The organism is Pseudomonas sp. B20(2017), from assembly GCF_002113125.1.
In the GTDB taxonomy this organism is placed as follows: Bacteria; Pseudomonadota; Gammaproteobacteria; order Pseudomonadales; family Pseudomonadaceae; genus Aquipseudomonas.
Window position 1 is genome coordinate 579763 of sequence record NZ_NEJP01000001.1, and the last position, 18365, is coordinate 598127.

Annotated in this window: 22 protein-coding genes; all 22 read right to left on the minus strand. The window is 61.6% G+C overall.

The window, feature by feature from the left end; all coding sequences use genetic code 11:
- Window positions 1-40 precede the first annotated feature (40 nt).
- Window positions 41-556 (minus strand): phage tail protein, encoded by a 516-nt coding sequence (locus tag CAF63_RS02870; RefSeq protein ID WP_085683323.1) that lies wholly within the window; start codon window positions 554-556, stop codon window positions 41-43.
- Window positions 553-1704, minus strand: a complete 1152-nt coding sequence (locus CAF63_RS02875; protein ID WP_085683324.1) for a phage tail protein — start codon at window positions 1702-1704, stop codon at window positions 553-555. Before CAF63_RS02875 ends, CAF63_RS02870 begins: the two co-directional genes overlap by 4 nt.
- Before the next feature lie 11 nt (window positions 1705-1715).
- Window positions 1716-2315: a YmfQ family protein gene (locus CAF63_RS02880; RefSeq protein ID WP_039771270.1), complete on the minus strand. Its 600-nt coding sequence runs from the start codon at window positions 2313-2315 to the stop codon at window positions 1716-1718.
- On the minus strand, window positions 2303-3346 hold the full coding sequence (locus CAF63_RS02885; RefSeq protein ID WP_085683325.1) for a baseplate J/gp47 family protein: 1044 nt from the start codon (window positions 3344-3346) through the stop codon (window positions 2303-2305). The genes CAF63_RS02880 and CAF63_RS02885 overlap by 13 nt, the downstream gene beginning before the upstream one ends.
- Entirely contained in the window at window positions 3336-3734 is a 399-nt protein-coding gene (locus CAF63_RS02890) for a phage GP46 family protein (RefSeq protein ID WP_007954906.1), read from the minus strand. Before CAF63_RS02890 ends, CAF63_RS02885 begins: the two co-directional genes overlap by 11 nt.
- Window positions 3734-4243: a phage baseplate assembly protein V gene (locus CAF63_RS02895; protein WP_085683326.1), complete on the minus strand. Its 510-nt coding sequence runs from the start codon at window positions 4241-4243 to the stop codon at window positions 3734-3736. The genes CAF63_RS02890 and CAF63_RS02895 overlap by 1 nt, the downstream gene beginning before the upstream one ends.
- 172 nt (window positions 4244-4415) lie before the next feature.
- Complete coding sequence (locus CAF63_RS02900) at window positions 4416-5459, minus strand: phage baseplate assembly protein (protein WP_085683327.1); 1044 nt, start codon at window positions 5457-5459, stop codon at window positions 4416-4418.
- Window positions 5460-5462: 3 nt separating this feature from the next.
- Window positions 5463-6698: a DNA circularization protein gene (locus tag CAF63_RS02905; protein WP_085683328.1), complete on the minus strand. Its 1236-nt coding sequence runs from the start codon at window positions 6696-6698 to the stop codon at window positions 5463-5465.
- Window positions 6685-8583 (minus strand): phage tail protein, encoded by a 1899-nt coding sequence (locus tag CAF63_RS02910; protein ID WP_143492420.1) that lies wholly within the window; start codon window positions 8581-8583, stop codon window positions 6685-6687. Before CAF63_RS02910 ends, CAF63_RS02905 begins: the two co-directional genes overlap by 14 nt.
- 130 nt (window positions 8584-8713) lie before the next feature.
- Window positions 8714-9010: a phage tail assembly protein gene (locus CAF63_RS02915; protein ID WP_003222226.1), complete on the minus strand. Its 297-nt coding sequence runs from the start codon at window positions 9008-9010 to the stop codon at window positions 8714-8716.
- Window positions 9007-9354 (minus strand): phage tail tube protein, encoded by a 348-nt coding sequence (locus CAF63_RS02920; RefSeq protein ID WP_007908779.1) that lies wholly within the window; start codon window positions 9352-9354, stop codon window positions 9007-9009. The genes CAF63_RS02915 and CAF63_RS02920 overlap by 4 nt, the downstream gene beginning before the upstream one ends.
- A 66-nt stretch (window positions 9355-9420) precedes the next feature.
- The gene (locus tag CAF63_RS02925) at window positions 9421-10917 is read right to left on the minus strand and encodes a phage tail sheath subtilisin-like domain-containing protein (RefSeq protein ID WP_085683329.1); all 1497 of its coding nucleotides are present in this window, start codon (window positions 10915-10917) and stop codon (window positions 9421-9423) included.
- Window positions 10917-11096, minus strand: a complete 180-nt coding sequence (locus CAF63_RS02930; RefSeq protein WP_007954893.1) for a DUF2635 domain-containing protein — start codon at window positions 11094-11096, stop codon at window positions 10917-10919. The genes CAF63_RS02925 and CAF63_RS02930 overlap by 1 nt, the downstream gene beginning before the upstream one ends.
- Window positions 11093-11677 carry a hypothetical protein gene (locus tag CAF63_RS02935; RefSeq protein ID WP_085683330.1) on the minus strand — a complete coding sequence of 195 codons (585 nt, stop codon included), beginning with the start codon at window positions 11675-11677 and terminating at the stop codon, window positions 11093-11095. Before CAF63_RS02935 ends, CAF63_RS02930 begins: the two co-directional genes overlap by 4 nt.
- Window positions 11678-11739: 62 nt before the next feature.
- Window positions 11740-12768, minus strand: coding sequence for a phage tail protein (locus CAF63_RS02940; RefSeq protein ID WP_085683331.1), 1029 nt, complete (start codon window positions 12766-12768; stop codon window positions 11740-11742).
- A gap of 9 nt (window positions 12769-12777) precedes the next feature.
- Window positions 12778-12990 carry a tail protein X gene (locus CAF63_RS02945; protein ID WP_085683332.1) on the minus strand — a complete coding sequence of 71 codons (213 nt, stop codon included), beginning with the start codon at window positions 12988-12990 and terminating at the stop codon, window positions 12778-12780.
- A complete protein-coding gene (locus tag CAF63_RS02950) occupies window positions 12983-13366 on the minus strand; it encodes a phage tail protein (protein ID WP_085683333.1) in 384 nt (127 codons plus the stop codon). Before CAF63_RS02950 ends, CAF63_RS02945 begins: the two co-directional genes overlap by 8 nt.
- On the minus strand, window positions 13363-15561 hold the full coding sequence (locus tag CAF63_RS02955; RefSeq protein ID WP_085683334.1) for a phage tail tape measure protein: 2199 nt from the start codon (window positions 15559-15561) through the stop codon (window positions 13363-13365). Before CAF63_RS02955 ends, CAF63_RS02950 begins: the two co-directional genes overlap by 4 nt.
- A gap of 128 nt (window positions 15562-15689) precedes the next feature.
- A complete protein-coding gene (locus CAF63_RS02960; RefSeq protein WP_085683335.1) occupies window positions 15690-16271 on the minus strand; it encodes a phage tail assembly protein in 582 nt (193 codons plus the stop codon).
- Window positions 16272-16424: 153 nt separating this feature from the next.
- The gene (locus CAF63_RS02965) at window positions 16425-16931 is read right to left on the minus strand and encodes a phage major tail tube protein (protein WP_085683336.1); all 507 of its coding nucleotides are present in this window, start codon (window positions 16929-16931) and stop codon (window positions 16425-16427) included.
- Window positions 16931-18097 (minus strand): phage tail protein, encoded by a 1167-nt coding sequence (locus CAF63_RS02970; RefSeq protein WP_085683337.1) that lies wholly within the window; start codon window positions 18095-18097, stop codon window positions 16931-16933. Before CAF63_RS02970 ends, CAF63_RS02965 begins: the two co-directional genes overlap by 1 nt.
- 2 nt (window positions 18098-18099) lie before the next feature.
- Window positions 18100-18285, minus strand: a complete 186-nt coding sequence (locus CAF63_RS02975) for a hypothetical protein (RefSeq protein ID WP_039771239.1) — start codon at window positions 18283-18285, stop codon at window positions 18100-18102.
- Between the last annotated feature and the right edge of the window lie 80 nt (window positions 18286-18365).

Genomic DNA, 18365 nt, shown 5'->3' on the forward strand with positions numbered 1-18365 from the left:
AAAGCCCACAATCAAGTGGGCTTGGGTGACGCGATTGCGGCTACGAGGCCGGGTTGGCGGTCAGTTCCCGAATGGCTTGCAGCGCCTCATCGGAGGCAGCGCGAGCCTGATCCATCTGACTCTTGCTCGCGTACGCGCGGATCTGGCTCTTGGCTTTCAGGCGAAGGGTTCGCAGCGTCAGCAGGTTCTCACTGAGCTGGGCAGCCTTGTCGAGAATCTGCTCGGCGGACTGTCTCGCCGAACGGCCCTTGGCTACCCAAGCGGCGACGGACAGCGGCACTTCCTTTTTCGGGTAACCGGCGTCCTGGAAAGCCTGAGCGTCAATGGCGGCCTGGGCGTATTCCAGCGCTTTGAGCGGATCACCGGCCAGTGCGGTGCGCGTGCTGTCGGCGGCGGCATCGACATTGGCGCAAAGGCGTTCGGTTTCCTGCTGGTCCAGCAGCACGACCTTCTCGGCATTGACGACCCACTGCTCGCCGTCCCAATCATGAGCAGCGGAAGGCTGTGCAAGACGCAAACCGTCCTCGAACTGATGCAGTTCTTGAATGATGATCATCGGATCAACTCCCAGGCTAAATTGACATTCACAGCAGCGGTAAAGTTGATCGCAATACCATTGGAGTAGTCGGTCTGAGCGAAACTCTTGAGCCCCATACTGAACAACAGTTCGTCACTGGCCGCAGTGCCCGCGCCCAGCGTGTGTTCAGCCTGGTAGACCTGCCACAGCGAGCGCAATTCGGCGTGGTCAAAACTGGCGGTCAATGTCGAAACAGTGGTATCGCTGACCACGTTACTGGAGAAGATCAGCGCCGCCGCGCCTGCCGTAGACCAACCGTCCCAGTTGTTTGAGGTTGCGACGGTCGGGTTCAGGTAGCAGTAGTTGCCCCCCAACCAGCCTCCCGGTGCAAACGACACGCTGGTTATGCCTGTCGGGTGCGGAGTCGGGTTGCCGACCACCAGACGCGCCGCCCGCGCGTGAGGATCGAGCGGCAGATAGACAACACCATTGCCATTGACGACCTGCGTCCAGCTCAACCGGTTGCGGTTGTAGATCGGCCTGACAATCGGCACCGATCCAGGACCTGCTGTCACCACCCACGCCAGACAGATGTCCAACGGAGTGGACTGAAAGCCGCCACCTGCCGCTCCGTTCAAGGTTCCTTTCAAGCCCTCCGGAGCAGCGTCGTAAATCGTCCCGCGCTGCATGTAAAACGTCAGCGCCCCACCCACCACCTGCGCCCGCAGAAAGTAACCCGAGCTCGGCAGCAGATCGGCGCTGCTCCAGGCTTGAGTGGTGAACGTACGCGAACGTCCCAACTGCCCCGCCAGCACTTCCTGACCGATGCTGACGTAAACACCCGCCGGCACCGATACCCGTCCGCCACTGGTCGATACGGCGGCCGGTGTGATCGGCATCCGGGCATCCGCCGTGGCCACGGTCGGCAACGGCAACGCTGCCAAAGGCAACGCCAGATCCTGATTCCAGCCCTTGGCCGAAACGCTCTGAATCGCCTGGAGCAACTGATCGTATTTCTTCTCGTCCGGAGTCAGATCCCCGGCCTTGATCACATTGATGATTTCTTGCGTCACACCGTTGCCCCAGTCAGCGGGGATCAGCGAGCCCGGTGTTCCGGTCAGCGGGTTTTCATCGATAAATTTCCCGTTCACCAGACCGGCGCTGGGGACACTCTTCGGATAATCCATTGCGTTATTCCCTAGTCATAGTTGATATGCACCTTGGTATGCGCCGGTGCCGCCCGATGGATCAGACATTCCAACGCCGATCCCGGATTCACGCCAAAACGCTCACCCCAGTAGCTCGCGCCATAACGCCGACCGAGCAACAGCCGGCCGCCGGTGTTGAGCGTCCACATGAACTGCGCTTCCCAGGTGCCCCAGTGCGCTGCGCCGAAACGCGAACGGCCCATGCGCGGGGCTTCAAGCTCGGTGATGGTGGCGTTGGGGTAACCCTGGCTTTTGGCGATTTCCAGGTAATAGCCGACCGCCTGGCTGCCGACCGCCAGCAAGCGGCGGCGCACGGCGAGGCGACGGTCATCGAACAGCGGCGTGGCGCCGAGGCACGGGTCGGGCAGGTTCATCACCTGTTCCCAGTCCGGCACCAGTTCGCTGACGCCGGCCGGGTCCATTTCGTTGAGCAGGTCGGCGGCACGGGCGTCGAGGCGCGCCAGTTCGACGGCGACGCCTTCCAGCACTTCTTCCAGTTCCGGCACGCGCTCCGGATCCCACGCAGGGCCGCTCGGCAGCAAGGCGCGCAGTTGCGCCTGGTATTGCGCGGCGGTTCTTATGGCAGCCATACGCAACCCCCGAAGGTCAGCAGTTCGCTGTCACCCGCGGCCACGTTCGTCACCGGCGCCGACAGCACGTGATCGGTTTCACCCGCCGCGCTGCTGATTGCTTCGCGGATATGGCTGATCAACAGATCCTCACCCAAGTCGGCTTCGCGGTTATGCAGGTCGCGCAATTGGGTTTCGACGGCGGCGCGCACGGCGCTGGTGTCGGGGGTCAGCTTCAACTGATAGGTCACCGGTTTCTGCACTGGCGCACGTACATGCACTTCGGCGGTCACAGGGCGCAGCGGTTCGATGTAGGCCTGCACTTCAGCCAGTTGATCGTCATTCGGCACCGGTTGCGGATCGTCGTCGCGCATGATGTATACGCCGACGGTGCCCGGCCCGAGGAACCCGCCACGGCACCACGCGCGAGTCACGCCCGGCACTTCCAGCGCCCAGGTTTCATAGTCGCTGTCCGAGCCGCCGTGGGGGATGACGCGATAGGAGCGGATCACCCGCGAGCGCAACGACTCAAGGCTTTCCCGAGCCACGCCGCCATTGAGTCCCGGTGCCAGCACCACAAAACTGTTGCCGACCACACCGGCGATCGGTTGCACCGGAGTCAACGCCAGCCCGGCCTCGGCGTTGCCCAGGCTGCCGGCATCCAGCGCGGCGATGCTGGTGCTGTTGACGCCATTGACGGTGGTGCGCGCGACGGTGACTTTGAAGGTGCGGCCGTCACTCGCCTGCAGCAACGTATCGGCGTCCAGCACCGCACCCGCCGTCGCGTTGAAGCTGACCGTGCCGGTGGCGACCTGCGCCGGTTTGCGCGGCTGGTTCAGGCGCAACGCGGCGATGCGTTCCAGGGTCGATTCATCGGCGGTGTCGGGCAGGATTTGCTCGGCAATCCAGTCGAGGTAGCCGTACAGACCATAAGCGGCGCCGCCGAGTGTGCGGGCCAGGACTTGCGCATCGGACTGGCGCAGCGAATCGCCGGCCAGGTCGCTTTGGGTGCGCTTGATCAGCACCGGCAGCGAAGGGGTTTCAAACGGCATAGATCACCTGCCAACTGTTATCGGGGTTGATGTCCAGGCGTTCGCCGTCGGCCAGGGTCAGGACCGTGCGCAGGTTCAGGCGCTGGGCGTCGAGGCGTTCGCTGATGATGTCGATGGCGCTGCAATGGCCGTCGTCGATCAGCCACTGCAAGGCTTCGCGGGCGTAGAACTCGGCGTCCATCTGGGTCTGGCGGGTCAGCTTTACCCGACGCAACAGCCACAGCCGCGAGCCGATACGATCGTCGGCCACGGTGGGAAAGGTGTCGCCCCACCAGCCGAAACGCTCCTCGTCGTCGAGGGCATCGTCGTCGGCAGCGCGGCGCCAGGTGAACAGGCTGATCAGCACCGCACGGGTCAGCGCGGCGTGGAGGTTCTGACTGAAAAGCATCATTGACCTCCCGCCGGCGCGCCGGTCTGGCCACTGCCCGCCTGCACGCCAACGTGTACGTGCTTGATCTGGCTGATGCCGCCGGCTACCTGATCGTCTTTGGAAACGATCTTGCCGGTCTGGTTGATCACCGGCGTCTCGAAGTTCACGGCGGTGCTGGCGCGGATGTTGAGCGTGGCGGTTTCGATGTCGATGATCCGCCCGCGCTTGAAGTGAATTTTGTCGCCCTCGTCGGTGTAGATCGCCACCTCGCCGGCCGCCAGCGATTGCAGGCGGTAACGGCGATCGGCGACCACCAGGGCGATGGCGTGAGAACGGTCACCGCCGAGAAACGTGACGACGCCTTCGGCACCGGCCAACGGATGGCTGGTGAAACCGTAGGGTTCGAAGTGCTCCATGTCGTCGTTCACTTCACCGGCGGTGAGGCGCATTTGCAGCGATTGCAGCTTGGATGCCGAATTGGCGAGCACGACAGTGCCGCGCGCCAGCAGGCGTGTCAGTAGGCTCATAGGTTTTCCTCTAGAAGTCGGCCAGCCACAGACAAACCCTGTGGGGGCGGCGGTGCGACGGGTCGACTTGCCCGCGATGGCGGTCGTTCAGGCAAAGATGTGTTGCAGCCACCACAGCTTTCGCGGGCAAGCCCGCTCCCACAGTGTCCGGTGGTGTTTGCAGAACTTGGGCTCAGGTCTTTTTCGGGGGGGTCGGATTGGCGTCGAAGGTATGCGGCGGCGCCACTTGCAACGTGGTCACCGAGCCTTGCGCCGACAGCGAATACGTCACCTTGGAGATCAGCATGTCGCCATCGAAACCGAGCACCGGATCCTTGACCTTCACCAGCGTGTTGTGGCGCCACAGATCGCCGTTGGACTGGCGCCAGCCCTGCACCTGATACGTGGTGGTCAGCGCCCGGCCCATGCGCGTGGCGCTTTCCCACTGGGCCCGCTGCTGGGCCAGTTCGAACGTCAGTTGCGAGCCTTCGTTGATGATCGTGGTGCGCCGACGCTTGAAGCTCAGGTCGGTGGCGCTGGATTCAACCTCGCTGACCGCCGCCCCGCTCTTCTTGTCGTTGCCCTTTTGCTGGCCGATCACCCGGTATTCGGAGAACACCTGGCTGTGATCCATCGGCGCATTGGCCGAGAGAATATTCTTGCCCAGCTCCAGCGCATCGCTGGCACGGCCGCCGCTGCCCGGTTTGGCCAGCACCAGCCGACCCTCGGCGTCATCGGTGGAAAACACCCGGTACAGCGAGAGCAAACGGTCGATCGACTGAAACACCGTTTCACCCGGAACGATGGTGTGTTTGCTCAGGCGTGCGGTCTCGGGAATCTCGTTGACCACAAACTGCGTGTACTCCCCGGCCAGGGCCTGGACGATGTTCAACAGCGGCTGCTCCTGCCATTGGCCCGGGATGTTTCGCGCCGCACAATCGACCAGATCCTGGGTCTTGGAGCTGCCTTCGATGCTCAGGCTGATCTGCCGCCCGTCATAGCTGATCGGGGCCTTGAACACATAACCGGTGAGCACCAGATCCTGGCCGATCCGCACTTCGCACGGGTCGCCGGCCTTGATCCGCTGATCCACGGTCTGCCCCGGCCATTGCCAGGTGATGTCGAGTTTGAAGGTGCGGAACTGACGCTCCAGGTCCGCGGTGATCTGCACGCTTTTCCAGCCTCCGTACTCCATGTTGTTGACGGTCAGCGTGACGCGGTTGTCAGTCTCGTTCATGGCTCACTCCCTGGAAACCTTGACTTCGTTGGGTGAGTACCCCGGATGAGACAGACCGTTGCGCTGAATGACCTCGGTCACACGGGTGGCATCGCCGAACTGCTGGTAGGCGACGACCAATGCCGGAAAGGTTTCCTGGAAGGTTTTGCTGACCAGTCGCACACCGGACGAAGCCACGGCCTTGAGGTGCGCGATCAGCGCCTCCTTCACATCGGCGATGGCTTGATAGTGCGAGGGGTCGGCCTTGTCCTGGGCCTTTTGCAGCGCTTCGCTCAACTCTTTTTGCAGGGCTTGCAGATCGTCGGTGACCGGGACTTCCTGACGGCTGATCGGCTGCTTCGATTGCTGATCCAGCGAGGGCGTCGAGCTGAGCTTCACCGGCGTCGACGCCACCGGCATCGACGCCACCCATTGCGCCACTTTGACGATCAGGGTGTCCTGCACCAGATTGGCCATCGCTTGCGCGGCGGCGTTGGTGTCCTTGCCGGTGGTGATTTTCGGCGCATCGGCCTTGCGGATGGCTTCGATCTGTTGGGACACGTCGGCAATCACGCCACGGTAGCCTTCCTTCGCGAACTCCTTGAGCTCCTTGATATCGCCGAGTAATCCCTTGAACTCCGCCGCCACGTCCTTGGGCAGTTCCTTGACGGCCCTGACCAGTTCGGTGATCTGCTTGTACTGCGCGATCAGCGGCTTGAGCTGCTCCTTGATCACGTCGTACACGCCGGTGAGGCTGTTGCGCAGATTGGCGATGCCGATCCGCGCCGCCTTGATCAGGGTCATCGCCTGTTCGAAGCGCGCCACCGCCGAACCGAGCAAGCCGTCAGCCTTGGCCAGCAACACTTTCTGCGTGCTGACGGTCGCCGTCGGAAACGGCAGCGATCGGTCGGGGTAGAACTTCAGGCTGAACGTCACCATCCCGCCGTCCTGGCGGGTGTGGGTCATGTCGCACTCGCCGACCTTGACCTGCAAGCGCCCCAGCCACGGATGCACCAGTTCCCCGCTGCCCTGTTCCAGGGCCTGGAGCAGCTTGTCGCGCTGCTCCAGGCAATCGGCACCGATGATGAACGCCGTCAGGTCGTGGGTCTTGGCCTGCTGGCCGAGGTCCTCGAAAAACGGCAGGTCGCGTTGCGGGTATTCATGCAACTGCCCCTTGCGACCGACCGGGGTTTTCGCCTGGTCGATCCAGAAACCGACACCGCGAAAGGATGCCGGCAACAAACGGTCACGCCAGTTCATTGGAACCTCCCATGGAAAGCGAGCGATAGCCGATGCGCGAACTGAGCGCCAGCCCCGGTTGATTGGTTTGCGGTTGATCGGTGCGCAGCCCCGCCGGCGCATTTTCGAAGCGCACCGTCAGGCCGCCTTCGAGTTGCGTGCGGTTGTTGGCGGCGCTTTGCTGGATCAGGGCGCTGGAGGATTGCGGCAACGAACCGCCCTGCAACGCACTGCCACCCTCGGCTTTCGGGCTGGCACCGAAGAATGCCGGGGCCAGTTCGCCCTTGCCTTCGGCATTGGTCTGGCGTTGCGCTTCGGCCAGGGTTTCGACCTTGCCGGTGACCTTGGCGATCAGTCCGGCGAAACCACCGTCGAACAGTTCCTTGATCGGTGCAATGACGGTTTGCAGCTTTTGCCACAGCTCGCCGAACCACCCGACAATCGGCCCCCAGCTCTCAATGATCTGATCCAGGGGGTTCCATTCAAACAGGCCGTGCAAAAAATCCACGACCGGCGCGGACAGCGCCAGCACAACACCCCACAGCGCCGAGAAAACCTCACCGATAGGCTGCCAGTACTGCGCAATCTGCTCCAGCGGCGACCACTCGAACAGACCGGTGAAAAAGCCTTTGACCTGTTGCACTGACGTTTGCAGTGCCGTCCAGATCGGTTCGAAGAATCCGACGACACCACCCCAGGCGCTGGTGATCATTTCCATCGGGAAAAAATCGAACAGTGCCCGCAGCATATCCCGGGTGATTTGCACGGCCGATTGCAGCGTCGTCCACACCGGCTGAAAGTACGCAACAACACCGCCCCACGCACTGTTGATCATCTGCATCGGTGAGAAGTCGAACAACGACACCAGGAACACTTTCGCCGTTTGCGCGGCTTTTCGCAGGCCGCTGAACATCGGTTCGAAGAACCGGACAACACCGCCCCATGCACTGTCGATCATCTGCATCGGCGAGAAGTCGAACAGGTTTCTGAGGAACGCCATCACCGGCACACTCAAGGCCTTGAGCAATTCCCAGATTGCCGAAAACAGACCGGTCAACGGCCCCCAGTTTTCCAGGATCAGGCCTGCAGGCGACCACGAGAAAACCGACTTGAAGAAGTCGATCACCGGCGCGGTCACGGCCTTGACCTTGTCCCAGATTCCCGAGAAGAAACCGGTGACCGGTTCCCACAACGCCGCCAGTGCCTCCAGCGGCCGCCAGTCGAGCACCGAGCGCAACATCGCCATTGCACTGGCCCCGGCATTTTTCACGCCCTCCCACAATCCAGTGAAGAACGCGGAAATCGGTGTCCAGTTGGCCACGATCAGACCGGCCGCCACCGCAATGCCCATGGCGATCAGCATGATCGGATTGGTCTTGAGCACCATGCTCATCACGTCCATCACCTGAGTCGTACCAGTGACGGCGGTCTGCATGGCGGAAAATGCAATCGCCCCCGCCGCCAGGCCTTCGACCAGTTTCGGGTTGTCGGCCAGCAGGCTGCCGACCTGGGTCAGCACCGGCTCCAGCCCGACCACCAATGCGCCCACCGCTGGCACCAGTGCGGCGTCCACCGCAACGGAAACTTTCTCCATGGACGCACTGAATACGTTCATGTTCTGTGCGGCAGTTTTCGGCGTGTCCGGCAGGTCGACGGTTTTCGCGGTCTCGCTGACCTCGGTCAATTTTCCCTGAAAGGCTGCAGCCGATTTAATGCCGTCCGCGAACGGCGTAATCACGCTGCCCCCCTTGAACAGACCGCTGATGTCCAGTTTGCCGAGGCCGGTCTGTTCGAGGTTTTTCTTGAAGCTCTCGACCTTTACTCGCAGGGCGCCGAGTTTGGGCGACAGTTCATCGATGCCCGTCAGCAGCACCGGGGTTTTCTCTTTCTTTTCTTCGTCTGCCATCACTGCACCTGCTGCATCGCATTGATCCGTTGCGCGTGCTCCAGCGATTCGCGAAGCACATCCAGTGGCCTGGCCATCATCTGTTCGGGGTCAACCTTCCAGAACCAGGCCAGGTCATAGGCGACCGAAATCAGGTCGGTGATGGCTCCGACGCCGCACTCATGAAAAAACTCGCAACGGCCCAGCTCAGCGCGTTGAGGTCAGCCAGATCCAGCTGGTTGACCGACGACGGCGGTATGCCGGCGCACACGGCGATGTACTTGGCCGCCACGTCCATGTCGAGGCTGACCTCTTCGCTTTTGTCGATCTTGTACGGCAGCGCCTTGATCGCTCGCACCTCCTGCACCGTCGGACGGCGCAGGACGAGTTCGGTCAGGGGCTCGCCGTGAGCTTCGATCGCAACCTGAAGCTTCACGGCGCCGCTCATTGCCAGGTCCCCTTGATGCCTTCGAATTTCAGTTCGATGGTGGCGTCATCGCCTTTGGAAACTGGTTCTTCGACCAGGTAGGCACCGGCCAGTACGTAGACTTTGCCGTTGCTGAATTCGCAGGTGACGGTGATGTCGGTGCCTTCGATCAGCTTCTTCAGCGGGAAGTCGGCGGTGTGCAGCGCGGTCACTTTGAACGACGGCGCGATGTCGGTTTCCTTGTAGAAACCCGGCACGACGGTTTCGCGTTTGACGGCCATCAGCGGGGCTTCGCAGCCGCCATTGATGGTCAGTTGTGCGCCGTCGACCTTGACGTAGCAGGTACCTGCAATCAGTTGACCCATGGTGTTACTCCCTTCAAATAAAAAGCCCACGCGAGGTGGGCCGAATCACAGTGTCAAACGGGCCGATCAGGCGACGTCGTCGTACTGCAGACGGAACTGGTTGAGCAGTGCGAACACGCGCAGACCGTTGATGTAATCCGGCGGGAACAGCACGTTCACGCGGCTCGGGTCCTGCACGTCGCGCTCGACGATCAGGTGCTCGGCGAACAGCTCGGCGTTTTCCACGTGGCCTTCGAGTTCGAGCTTGGCGTACTGGGCGATCAGTTCACCGCGAATGGTCGCCGGGGTGACGATCGGCTGGCCGGCGCCGAAACGGGTGCCGTCGGAAGCCAGCTTGTGGCGACCGTATTTGCTGGTGATCACGCTTTGCAGACGACGCACGATGAACGCCGACTGGTGCATGGTTTCGCTGTCCAGGTACGAGTTGTCAGCCTGGCCGTAAGCGTTCTTCTGGTAGGTGGTGATCGAGCGCTGGATGCGCACGTAGCCGCCTTCGTAGTACGCGGTGGCGATGCCGTAGTTGAGCAGCGACTGACGCTCGGTCAGGGTGAAGCGCTCGCTCGCCGGGGCCGGATCGACGCCTGGCAGGCTGCCGCTCTGGGTCGGACGGCTGGCGTCGGCGGAGATAAACACCGAAGTGCGGGCAGCCAGTGCAGCGGCTTGTACCCACACCGGTTGTGGAACGCCCGGTTCCAGCGCCTGAATGGTCATGTGCTGGTCGTTGCGTGCCTGACCGGCTGCCACCAGAGTGCCGACGGTGCCGCGCTTGGCGCTGTAGACGTGACCGAACAGTTGCTTGGCCCACGACCAGCGACCGGTGCTGTCGTCCATCACCGCTTGCCAGGTGTTGAGGGTGGCCAGGTCGGACCATGGCAGCGCGATGAATTCGAACGGCTCGTCGCCCAGTGCGGCAACCGCTTCAACCTGGTCAGGCACACCGACGCCGCCGGTCATGGCGGTGATCGCGGTGGTCAGACCGGCCGGGGTTTCTTCGCCGTTGCTCTTGCCCAGGCGATTGAATTGCAGGCTGATGTCGTTGCCGCTCTCGCCGGTCCATTTGGCGTTCAGAGTGACGACGCCTTCAGCGGCCGCAGCGCTCACCGGCAGATCGGCGGTGGCGTTGATTTTCTGTGCCAGGGCGGTAGCCGCCTGAGCAGCGGTAGCACCGTTGACCACGGTGGCCTGGACGCGGACGCCGCCGACATACAGGTTGAGCACGCCAGCCTGAGTCGCAGTGCCGGTCAGGGTCAGCACGCCTTTGGCGATGGCGCCGGTGGCGTTGTGCAGCGGCAGGCACCAGATCTCACCGATCGGGTCGGCCTTGCGGAAGGTCTCGTACATCGAGGCGAGCATCGAGCCCTGGCCGCCAATGCTCTTGGCCAGCGCCACGCTGGAGACCAGCACCAGTTTGCCGACTTCGCTCGGGGCGATGTTGTCGTTGACCTGCGCCACGATCAGGCGGCGCATGGACGAGGACGCGCTATTGGCGGCCGAGTTGTCCATTTCGGCATAGAACAGCGGTACACGAATGTCCGCAGGGATGTTGCTGAATCCGATCGCCATTATTTGGCTCCCTTTTGTTTGGCTGTTGCGGTTTTGAGGGTGATATCGCCGTCGGCCAGACGCCGGCGCCACCAGGCGCTGTCCAGCACTTCACGGCCTTCCAGTGGCAGCAGGTCGCCGGCTTCCGGGTCCGGCACGGCACGGCCGGCGGCCGGCACTACGGTGATGCGGTTGCTCATGGGGTTACGTCTCCAGAGAAAGTCATTTCCACGCGCCCGTCAGGGCCCGGGCGTTTCAGGTTGGGATCGGCCGGATCGATCGCATCGACCCGAACGGTGGCCCCGGTAAAGGACGACAAACCGTCCAGTTCACGTTCGTGCCAGCTCTCCGCAGGCTGACTTGGCAGATTGCGGCCCAGCTGGAACTCGGCAAAAAAGCGCAGCCGGTAGAACGCGCGGCTGGTGTTGATCGAGACCGTTTCGCCGCCGTCATAAACGATGGCGCTGTAGTTGGAATCGGGTTTGAAACCCACCAGCGCACGCCACAGTTCGGCGCGCAGGTCGTGCAACAGATCCAGCGCTTTTGTGGCGTCCGTGGCATCGAGTGCCAGGATGATTTCGAAGCGGTCGCGGATCGGTTGGCTGAGGGAGTTCTGTGAAGAGCTGGCGCTGGCTACGTCCGACAGCGGTAAAACATGGGCCGAGGGCATTGGCAGATTCGGGTCGCCTTGCAACAGCGCCAGGTCGACACCTGTCGCGATATGGCCGGCAAGGCTTGGGCATTGCGCACGCAGCTGCGTGAGGATCGGGGAGATCTTCATGGGGAGCGTTCCAGGATGTGTGAGTGGCCACAGGAATGGGTGTGGCGGTGAGACCGGGGGGATCAGTCCTTGGCTTTTGCCTCGGGATCCCGGCCGGTCGCTTCGATCAGGCAGCGATAGCTTTCCTCGCGCTTGCCGCTGGCAGTGACTTTCTCGATCGACCAGCGACCGCGCATGAAGTCCGGCCAGGTATCGTCGAGTACCAGCAGACCTTCGGCTGCCAGCAGGGGATCGCCCGGGCAGGTGACCTTCAGCTTGTATTTCTCGCGCAGCATCTTGCGCACTTCGGCCTCGCCGATGGCTTTGGCTTCTTCTTCGCTGGCCAGTTTCTGGCGTATGACCTTGTAGGGTTCGGAACCGGTGATCACCTCCCGCAGCTTGCCGAGAGCACTGTCCCAAAAGGAGGTTTTGCAACCCTGATTCTGGGTGCGGGCGGTCTCTTCCAGCGTGGCGCTGATGAAGGCGTGATCGCCCGGCCGGTTGTTGTGGGTCACCGACAGCCTGACGTCCGGTATCACCTGGCCCGACAGATTTTTGAGCTGCGCCGGTTTCGCCAGTACATAGAGGTCGTTGAACGGTTTGGCCACCGCGTCGTACTTTTTCGCCAGTCGCGTGATGAAACCCATGTCGGTTTCGTTCGACTGGTCGACATGAGCGATCCTGATCAGCGCCAGCTCGGGATCCACGCGCGGCGAAAATCCGTGTCTCGAGACCAGTTCGCGAAACAATCCGCCAAGCGTCGTGGGGCCATGACTGGCCGTGCGCCGTTCCTTGAATCCGGTTTCGTCCTTGCCGCTGAAAGGCGCGGCGGTCGCGACCAGCGTCAGGCGCAGCGGAAACAGCGTCGGTGTCAGTCGAGTGACCTTGAACTGGCCCTTTTCGACCAGCCCGGATTCCAGATAGCCCACCCGCAGACCGATGGTTCCGCCCAGGGTTGGTAAGCCTTCAAGGCCTTCCAGGTCGAGCACCAATGTCAGTTGATCGGACTCCATCCCGGCGGCATCGATGTGTTCCCAACTGATCAGTCGCTGGTTCAGCAGGTCCTTGTTGGCGCCGTAGATTTCGATCGCCGGCGTAAATCCCTGTGCCATGCAGCCTCCTTAATCCCAGGCCAGAACCGGTTTGATTGCGGCCGGTTTCGAGTCGAGCTCGGGCAACGTCACCCAGACACCCGCCGGCAGGATCGGGCCGAGCTCGGCCAGGCTCGGGTTGAGCGTCCACAGGGCTTCTTCGGCGCTGTCATCGCTGCGACCAGTTTCGCGATACAGCAAAAGATTTACCGAATCACCGGCCACGCTTCGTACCTTACGCATTGTTGAACTCCGACAATCCGATGACCCACTTGATCACCATCGCGGTGCCGTCATCGATGACCTCGCTCTGGTTTTCGTCGATGCTGTTGATCCGCCACAAACCCCAGTTGCGGCCAATGCCGTCAATCAACGGCAGCGGCACTCTCAACGCTTGCAGCGCACGCAGCTCATCGAGCCGCTCCATCGCCACGGCGTACATCGAGGTGCCGGAGATGGTCAGGGTTTCAGGCTTCTGCCCTGTCTGGTGGGATCTGGGTTTGCTGTTGAGGATCTGCAGATCAGTCCAGCCACCCTCGGATTTTCGCGACAGCGTGCTGTACGCAAAATCCCGGGACAGTCCGAAGATGAAACTGCCCAGTGCCATTTGTTGTTTCATGTACCGGCTCCGTCAGTCAGGGCGGCGTCGCGGCGCGTCCCGAGTGGGTTACCCGTCAGCAGCGGTATGAATTGGCCGTGGAACTGGCCGGACAGCTGTTGCTCGATAATCGATTGAATCTGTTGGGCAGTGTCGGGTGCAGGACAAGAGACCTGGATGGTCGGAGCGAAGGAAACCTGCTGGTTCTGCGTCTGTGCACCAGAGAGGTCTTTGGCGACTTCGGCAGGAGGGGCGAGTTTGTCCGGCGCGGTGGACATGAGCCTCTCACCTAAAAAGCCTCCTCCTTCAGCGCCCAGCCATCCCCCGACCAGTCCACCGATCAGACCGCCAAGTGCAATACCTGGCGCCAACCCCACACTTCCAATGGAGGCGCCGATCGAGCTACCGGCGACTGCGCCGGCCCAGGCACCACCGGCTTCACCGAGCCCCTTGCTGATCTGCTGTTTGTCACCGCTGGCAATACCTGCGGCGACAGCCGAAGCACCCATCGCCGCCTTCGCCTGCCAAGGCATCCAGCGCGAGGCCGGCTGCACCGATGCGAGTGCAGGCTCCAGCCGCGGAACAGCAACCCTTGCAGTCTGTTCGAGTATTTTCAGACCGTTGCCAGCGCTGGCACTACGACTGGCCAGAGCCAGGCCCTGAGTTTCAGCCACGGCCGTCGCAGAGGTTGCTGCAGATAAGCCGAGCTTTGAACGACCGGGAAGGTAACTGGCAGCTTTATCAACGATCCATTTGCCTCCCCGGTCTTTCAGCTCACCGACCACCGCATCGGTCACGGCGTCGAACACCGGTTTGATCCAGGCCGTCGCCGTCAGAACGGCACCCGTGGTTTTCGGGTAGGTTTCGGCCAGATCGCTCAGCGTGTCTAACGAATGGCTCTCACCGGTTTTTTCGATATCCGGCGCCAGTGCATTACCTTTGGCGACCGACAAACGTTCCTCACGAGCATTCTTGATGTTCCACTGCCCCTGCTGAGTTTCGGCAAGTGCCAGTGCGGACTGCCTCACCGAGCTTTTATCACCCAGCTTCGATGTCGCGTATCGGCTTTTGTCGCTGACCAGGTAAAAGGCTTCGTTCACCTTGCCGAGGTCCTGAGACAGCGACAACGCGGTGTCTCCACTGTCCGCGAACAATGTCCGGGCCAATGTCGAGCGCTGCTCCACCGGTCTGGTATTCAAGGCCGCAAGCACCGACAGAACAGCGCCTTGGGCATTCTGTTTGTCAGGATCACGCGTGGCTTCAGCCAATGTCTTGGGATCCAGGCCCAGTTGCTTCCAGGCACCTTTCTCGGCCATGGAGGCTTGATCGCCCTTGCCCAGTGCATCGGAAATGTTCTTCAACGCATTGCCGGCATCGTCTTTTTTCGCGCCGCTGTTCAGCAGCGCTGCCGTCAATGCCGCGGCCTGCTCAGGCTGCAAGCCTGCGCTGATTGCCGCCTCGCCCGATTGCTGCAGAACAGAACCAATATCAGCCGCCTGGACATCTCCGGGCATTTTGCCGAGATGATTGGCCGCATCCGCCAGATCAAGGGCTTGATTGCGCGAGAGCTTCATCGAAGTGCGCCAGACCTTCAACATTTCACCGGCTTCCAGCCCGGTAACTTTGAATGCCGATGCAGTAATGGCCGCATCGCTGGCAAAAGTGAGCAATTCGCGTTTCTTGCCCTCGGCGTTTACCGCTTCGCTGCCGATTCCCGCCTTGGCCGCCAGCGTTTCAATCCTGACCAGCTCGACCCCGGTAGTGCCTCCGGCAGCCACCAGGGTGGCACTGGCCATTTTCAGGCTAGTGAGGGCCATGTCTTTCCCGTCATCGCGGGAGAGCTGCGCCACATTCGCAAGCGTGGCCGCCGCCGAATCCATGGCCATCGCGGCCTTACGCGTCTCGGGAGGCTCAGCCCCCGCGGAGGATTTTTCCGGCGTTTTCTGCCCTCCGCCAGACTCACTCTTCGCTCCGGCACTGGCTGCCTGCGGCAACGCACGCAAGGCGGTCAGGGTCACGCTCAATGCATCGATTGCCGTCGTCAGCAGCACGATTTTTCCACTGACTGTCAGCAGGACCTGGCGCAAGCTGTTGGTCTGCTCCACCGCAAGTTGCCCGACACCTGCGTTCAGCGCGGCAGTGCTCAGGGAGACACTGCCAAATCCTGCGCCGGCGCTTTCACCGACATTCATGAGCACAAACTTGCTCTCTGCCATGCCGCTCTACTCCTGTTTCACGCCAAGGCGAGTGATCGCTATGTCGTAGCGGCGCAACGCCTTTTCGGCGTCCCACTCCAGAATCTCCGCCTCACTTACCGGGTAAATGAGCGGCACGATATCGAGGATTACTTCGATGTCGCGTTCTGAAAGAAGGCCGCCGGCTGGTTTAAAAAATCGTCGATGCGCACCTGCAATTGCGTCCAGTCAGGGACGCTCATAAGTGCAAGATCGGGGATCATCAGGCCGGTGCAATGAGCGGTGATGAACTCGGCGCGTTCCTTGGCCGTTTTCAGTTTCTTCATCACTTTGGTGGCCCGCAGCGCCGGCATTTCCAGGCTCAGCGAAGTCACGGTGCGGCCGGTGACGGCGAGCGGCAACAGCAGTTGCACCTGATCGGGATCGTCGGATTTTTCCGCGTCTTCGATCTGGTCGAGAAAGTACGACGCCGGACGGGTCGAGAACTCGTGCACGTATTGCGCGATGGTCACGTAGTCCGGACGCTTGAGCTGGTCGAGTTCCTTGACCGACAAGCCGGTGGCCAGCAGCGCCAGTTCGAAGAACTGGTCGTCCTCATCGTCGCCGGCGCGTTCCAGCGCTTCTTTCTGGGCGGCGTAGAACAGTGGCTTGAGCTGGATCGATTCGATCTGCGAGCCGTCGTCACCGGTGATCGGCGACAACAGGTCATGCTTGGGTGGCATCCACGACATGAAAGGAATTCCTTGGTGATTCGTTTAGATCCTCTGTGGGAGCGAGCTTGCTCGCGAAGGCGTCGGGTCCGTCAACATCAATGTTGAACATTAGATCGCTTTCGCGAGCGAGCTCGCTCCCACAGGAGTTTGGTGATTGCCTTTAGTCGAGGCTTACGGCATCAGCACCGCGCGACGGGCATCACCGAGGATGTCGACGCCGTTGAGGACGAACTTCTGGGTGCGCACGTCGATGTCGATCACCGGCACGCCGTTTTCCAGGCGGTTGTAGGTACGGCAGGAGAGTTCCAGGTTGGTCTTGGGTTTTTCACCCATCTTCACCGCGGTTTCCTCCAGGGATTTCAGCTTGCCGCCGACGGTGTGGTAGGTGAACCAGGTGTTGCCGTCCTGATCCTGACCGCCTTCACGCACGTTCAGCAGGATGTCGTCGCCCAGCTTCACACCCAGTGCGAGCATGACTTCGGTGCCCATGCCTTGCAGGGTCAACTTGGCATTGAGCGCTTTGCCACCCTTGGCCATTTCTTCGACGATGTAACGGCCGCCACGCATCTCTTCCACATCGAATTCGATCTTCGGCGGAGTGAATTCCTCAACGGTCGCCGACAACGGCAGACCTTGCAGGGTGGCCGCGATGGCCTGTCTTACGCGGTTGGTAAACATTAGAGAACGTCCTCCAGGAACTGCTCGATGATTTCATCGCGGGCGTTGAGTTGATAAACCATGTGTTCGTTCGGCGCGTAGCGGCCGTAGTCGATGACCACGTACCAGGTGCCGTTCTTGTACTTCTCGACGCTGTTGAGTTCCGGGTGCAGATACACGCTGCCGCCGGGAATGGTTTCGTCGGCGACCAGGGTCTGCAGCCAGTCGTTGATGCGCTTGACTTCCTGATCCATGAACGACTTGGTCAGGTTCTTCGCCATGGCTTTCTGGCCGGCCTTCACAAGCTTGCGGCTGATGGCGTCTTCCAGACCGACGTAGCTGATGAACTTGCCAGTGATCGAGCGGTTGCCCAGCAGCGAGAAGCCGCCAAGGATGGTACGGGCGTAGTAGCTGACGCCGTAGCGGTTGAGCAGATCGCCTTCGGTGGAGGTGTCGAGGATGTTGTACTCAACGACCCGCGACACGTCTTCGGCGTAGGTCACCTGGTTGCCCGGGCTTTCCCATTGCTTGACCTTGGCCAGCGCGGCAATTGCCAGGCTCGATGGCGCGAGGAACACGTTTTTCTTCGCCGCTTTCGAGTACACGGCGGGCATGTTGTGCACCACCAGGCAACGGTCGAAACCGAGGTCTGCGCCGCCCAGTTCCTGGCTGTACAGCACCTGATCGGCGACCGAGACGTCCTTGCCGTCCAGCACCACACGGGCCTTGATGCGCTTGCCGAACGAGGCGAACTCGCTGGCCACCGCTTTAGTGCCAGTGAAGCCCGGTGCGCCGATGATGGTCAGGTCTTCCGGGACGCTGCCCAGTGCCGCCAGACCGAGCTTGCGGCCGGTGGCTGGCTCAACACCGCCGATTACCGCGTTGACGGTATCGGCCGGGGTCGCGCCCGCCTCGACGATCACCACGTAGACCGGCACCTTGACCACTTTGAGGATCTGGTAAACCGCGTGGTACAGGGTGCCCTCTTCCGAGCCGGTCGGATCGAGCAGTGCGTGGGTGGTGAAGCTGTTGATGCGAAACGGTGCGTTACGCGGAATCAGCAGATCGGCTTTCGGCGCGGTGCCGACCAGACCGATGACGTTGTCGCCCAGGCCACCCATGGCCTCGGGGGATTCGGTGGCATTGACGGTAATGCCGTTGTGCTCGAAGTTCAGAACCTCAGCCATAGTCAGTCAGCCTTCTTGGCAGCGGCCTTAACGGCCTTGGTGGTAGGTGTTTTCAGCTCCAGTCGACCGGCGCTGTGCAGGGCACTGGCCTCGACATCGAGCAGATCGAGTTCCTGGCCGACACTCGACCAGTGCCCACCGCCGGTGGGGAATGGAACGAGCACGGTGTAGGTTTGGCGGGTTGCCATTTTTCGTTTCTCCATAAACGGGAAAGCCCCTCGTTGGGAGGGGCTTGATGGGTGTTGAATGTTTGTTTGGGGACAAGAAA

Coding starts and splice junctions, on each gene's coding strand:
- CAF63_RS02870 (WP_085683323.1), bottom strand. CDS start 556: ATGATCATCATTCAAGAACTGCATCAGTTCGAGGACGGTTTGCGTCTT.
- CAF63_RS02875 (WP_085683324.1), bottom strand. CDS start 1,704: ATGGATTATCCGAAGAGTGTCCCCAGCGCCGGTCTGGTGAACGGGAAA.
- CAF63_RS02880 (WP_039771270.1), bottom strand. CDS start 2,315: ATGGCTGCCATAAGAACCGCCGCGCAATACCAGGCGCAACTGCGCGCC.
- CAF63_RS02885 (WP_085683325.1), bottom strand. CDS start 3,346: ATGCCGTTTGAAACCCCTTCGCTGCCGGTGCTGATCAAGCGCACCCAA.
- CAF63_RS02890 (WP_007954906.1), bottom strand. CDS start 3,734: ATGCTTTTCAGTCAGAACCTCCACGCCGCGCTGACCCGTGCGGTGCTG.
- CAF63_RS02895 (WP_085683326.1), bottom strand. CDS start 4,243: ATGAGCCTACTGACACGCCTGCTGGCGCGCGGCACTGTCGTGCTCGCC.
- CAF63_RS02900 (WP_085683327.1), bottom strand. CDS start 5,459: ATGAACGAGACTGACAACCGCGTCACGCTGACCGTCAACAACATGGAG.
- CAF63_RS02905 (WP_085683328.1), bottom strand. CDS start 6,698: ATGAACTGGCGTGACCGTTTGTTGCCGGCATCCTTTCGCGGTGTCGGT.
- CAF63_RS02910 (WP_143492420.1), bottom strand. CDS start 8,583: ATGGCAGACGAAGAAAAGAAAGAGAAAACCCCGGTGCTGCTGACGGGC.
- CAF63_RS02915 (WP_003222226.1), bottom strand. CDS start 9,010: ATGAGCGGCGCCGTGAAGCTTCAGGTTGCGATCGAAGCTCACGGCGAG.
- CAF63_RS02920 (WP_007908779.1), bottom strand. CDS start 9,354: ATGGGTCAACTGATTGCAGGTACCTGCTACGTCAAGGTCGACGGCGCA.
- CAF63_RS02925 (WP_085683329.1), bottom strand. CDS start 10,917: ATGGCGATCGGATTCAGCAACATCCCTGCGGACATTCGTGTACCGCTG.
- CAF63_RS02930 (WP_007954893.1), bottom strand. CDS start 11,096: ATGAGCAACCGCATCACCGTAGTGCCGGCCGCCGGCCGTGCCGTGCCG.
- CAF63_RS02935 (WP_085683330.1), bottom strand. CDS start 11,677: ATGAAGATCTCCCCGATCCTCACGCAGCTGCGTGCGCAATGCCCAAGC.
- CAF63_RS02940 (WP_085683331.1), bottom strand. CDS start 12,768: ATGGCACAGGGATTTACGCCGGCGATCGAAATCTACGGCGCCAACAAG.
- CAF63_RS02945 (WP_085683332.1), bottom strand. CDS start 12,990: ATGCGTAAGGTACGAAGCGTGGCCGGTGATTCGGTAAATCTTTTGCTG.
- CAF63_RS02950 (WP_085683333.1), bottom strand. CDS start 13,366: ATGAAACAACAAATGGCACTGGGCAGTTTCATCTTCGGACTGTCCCGG.
- CAF63_RS02955 (WP_085683334.1), bottom strand. CDS start 15,561: ATGGCAGAGAGCAAGTTTGTGCTCATGAATGTCGGTGAAAGCGCCGGC.
- CAF63_RS02960 (WP_085683335.1), bottom strand. CDS start 16,271: ATGTCGTGGATGCCACCCAAGCATGACCTGTTGTCGCCGATCACCGGT.
- CAF63_RS02965 (WP_085683336.1), bottom strand. CDS start 16,931: ATGTTTACCAACCGCGTAAGACAGGCCATCGCGGCCACCCTGCAAGGT.
- CAF63_RS02970 (WP_085683337.1), bottom strand. CDS start 18,097: ATGGCTGAGGTTCTGAACTTCGAGCACAACGGCATTACCGTCAATGCC.
- CAF63_RS02975 (WP_039771239.1), bottom strand. CDS start 18,285: ATGGCAACCCGCCAAACCTACACCGTGCTCGTTCCATTCCCCACCGGC.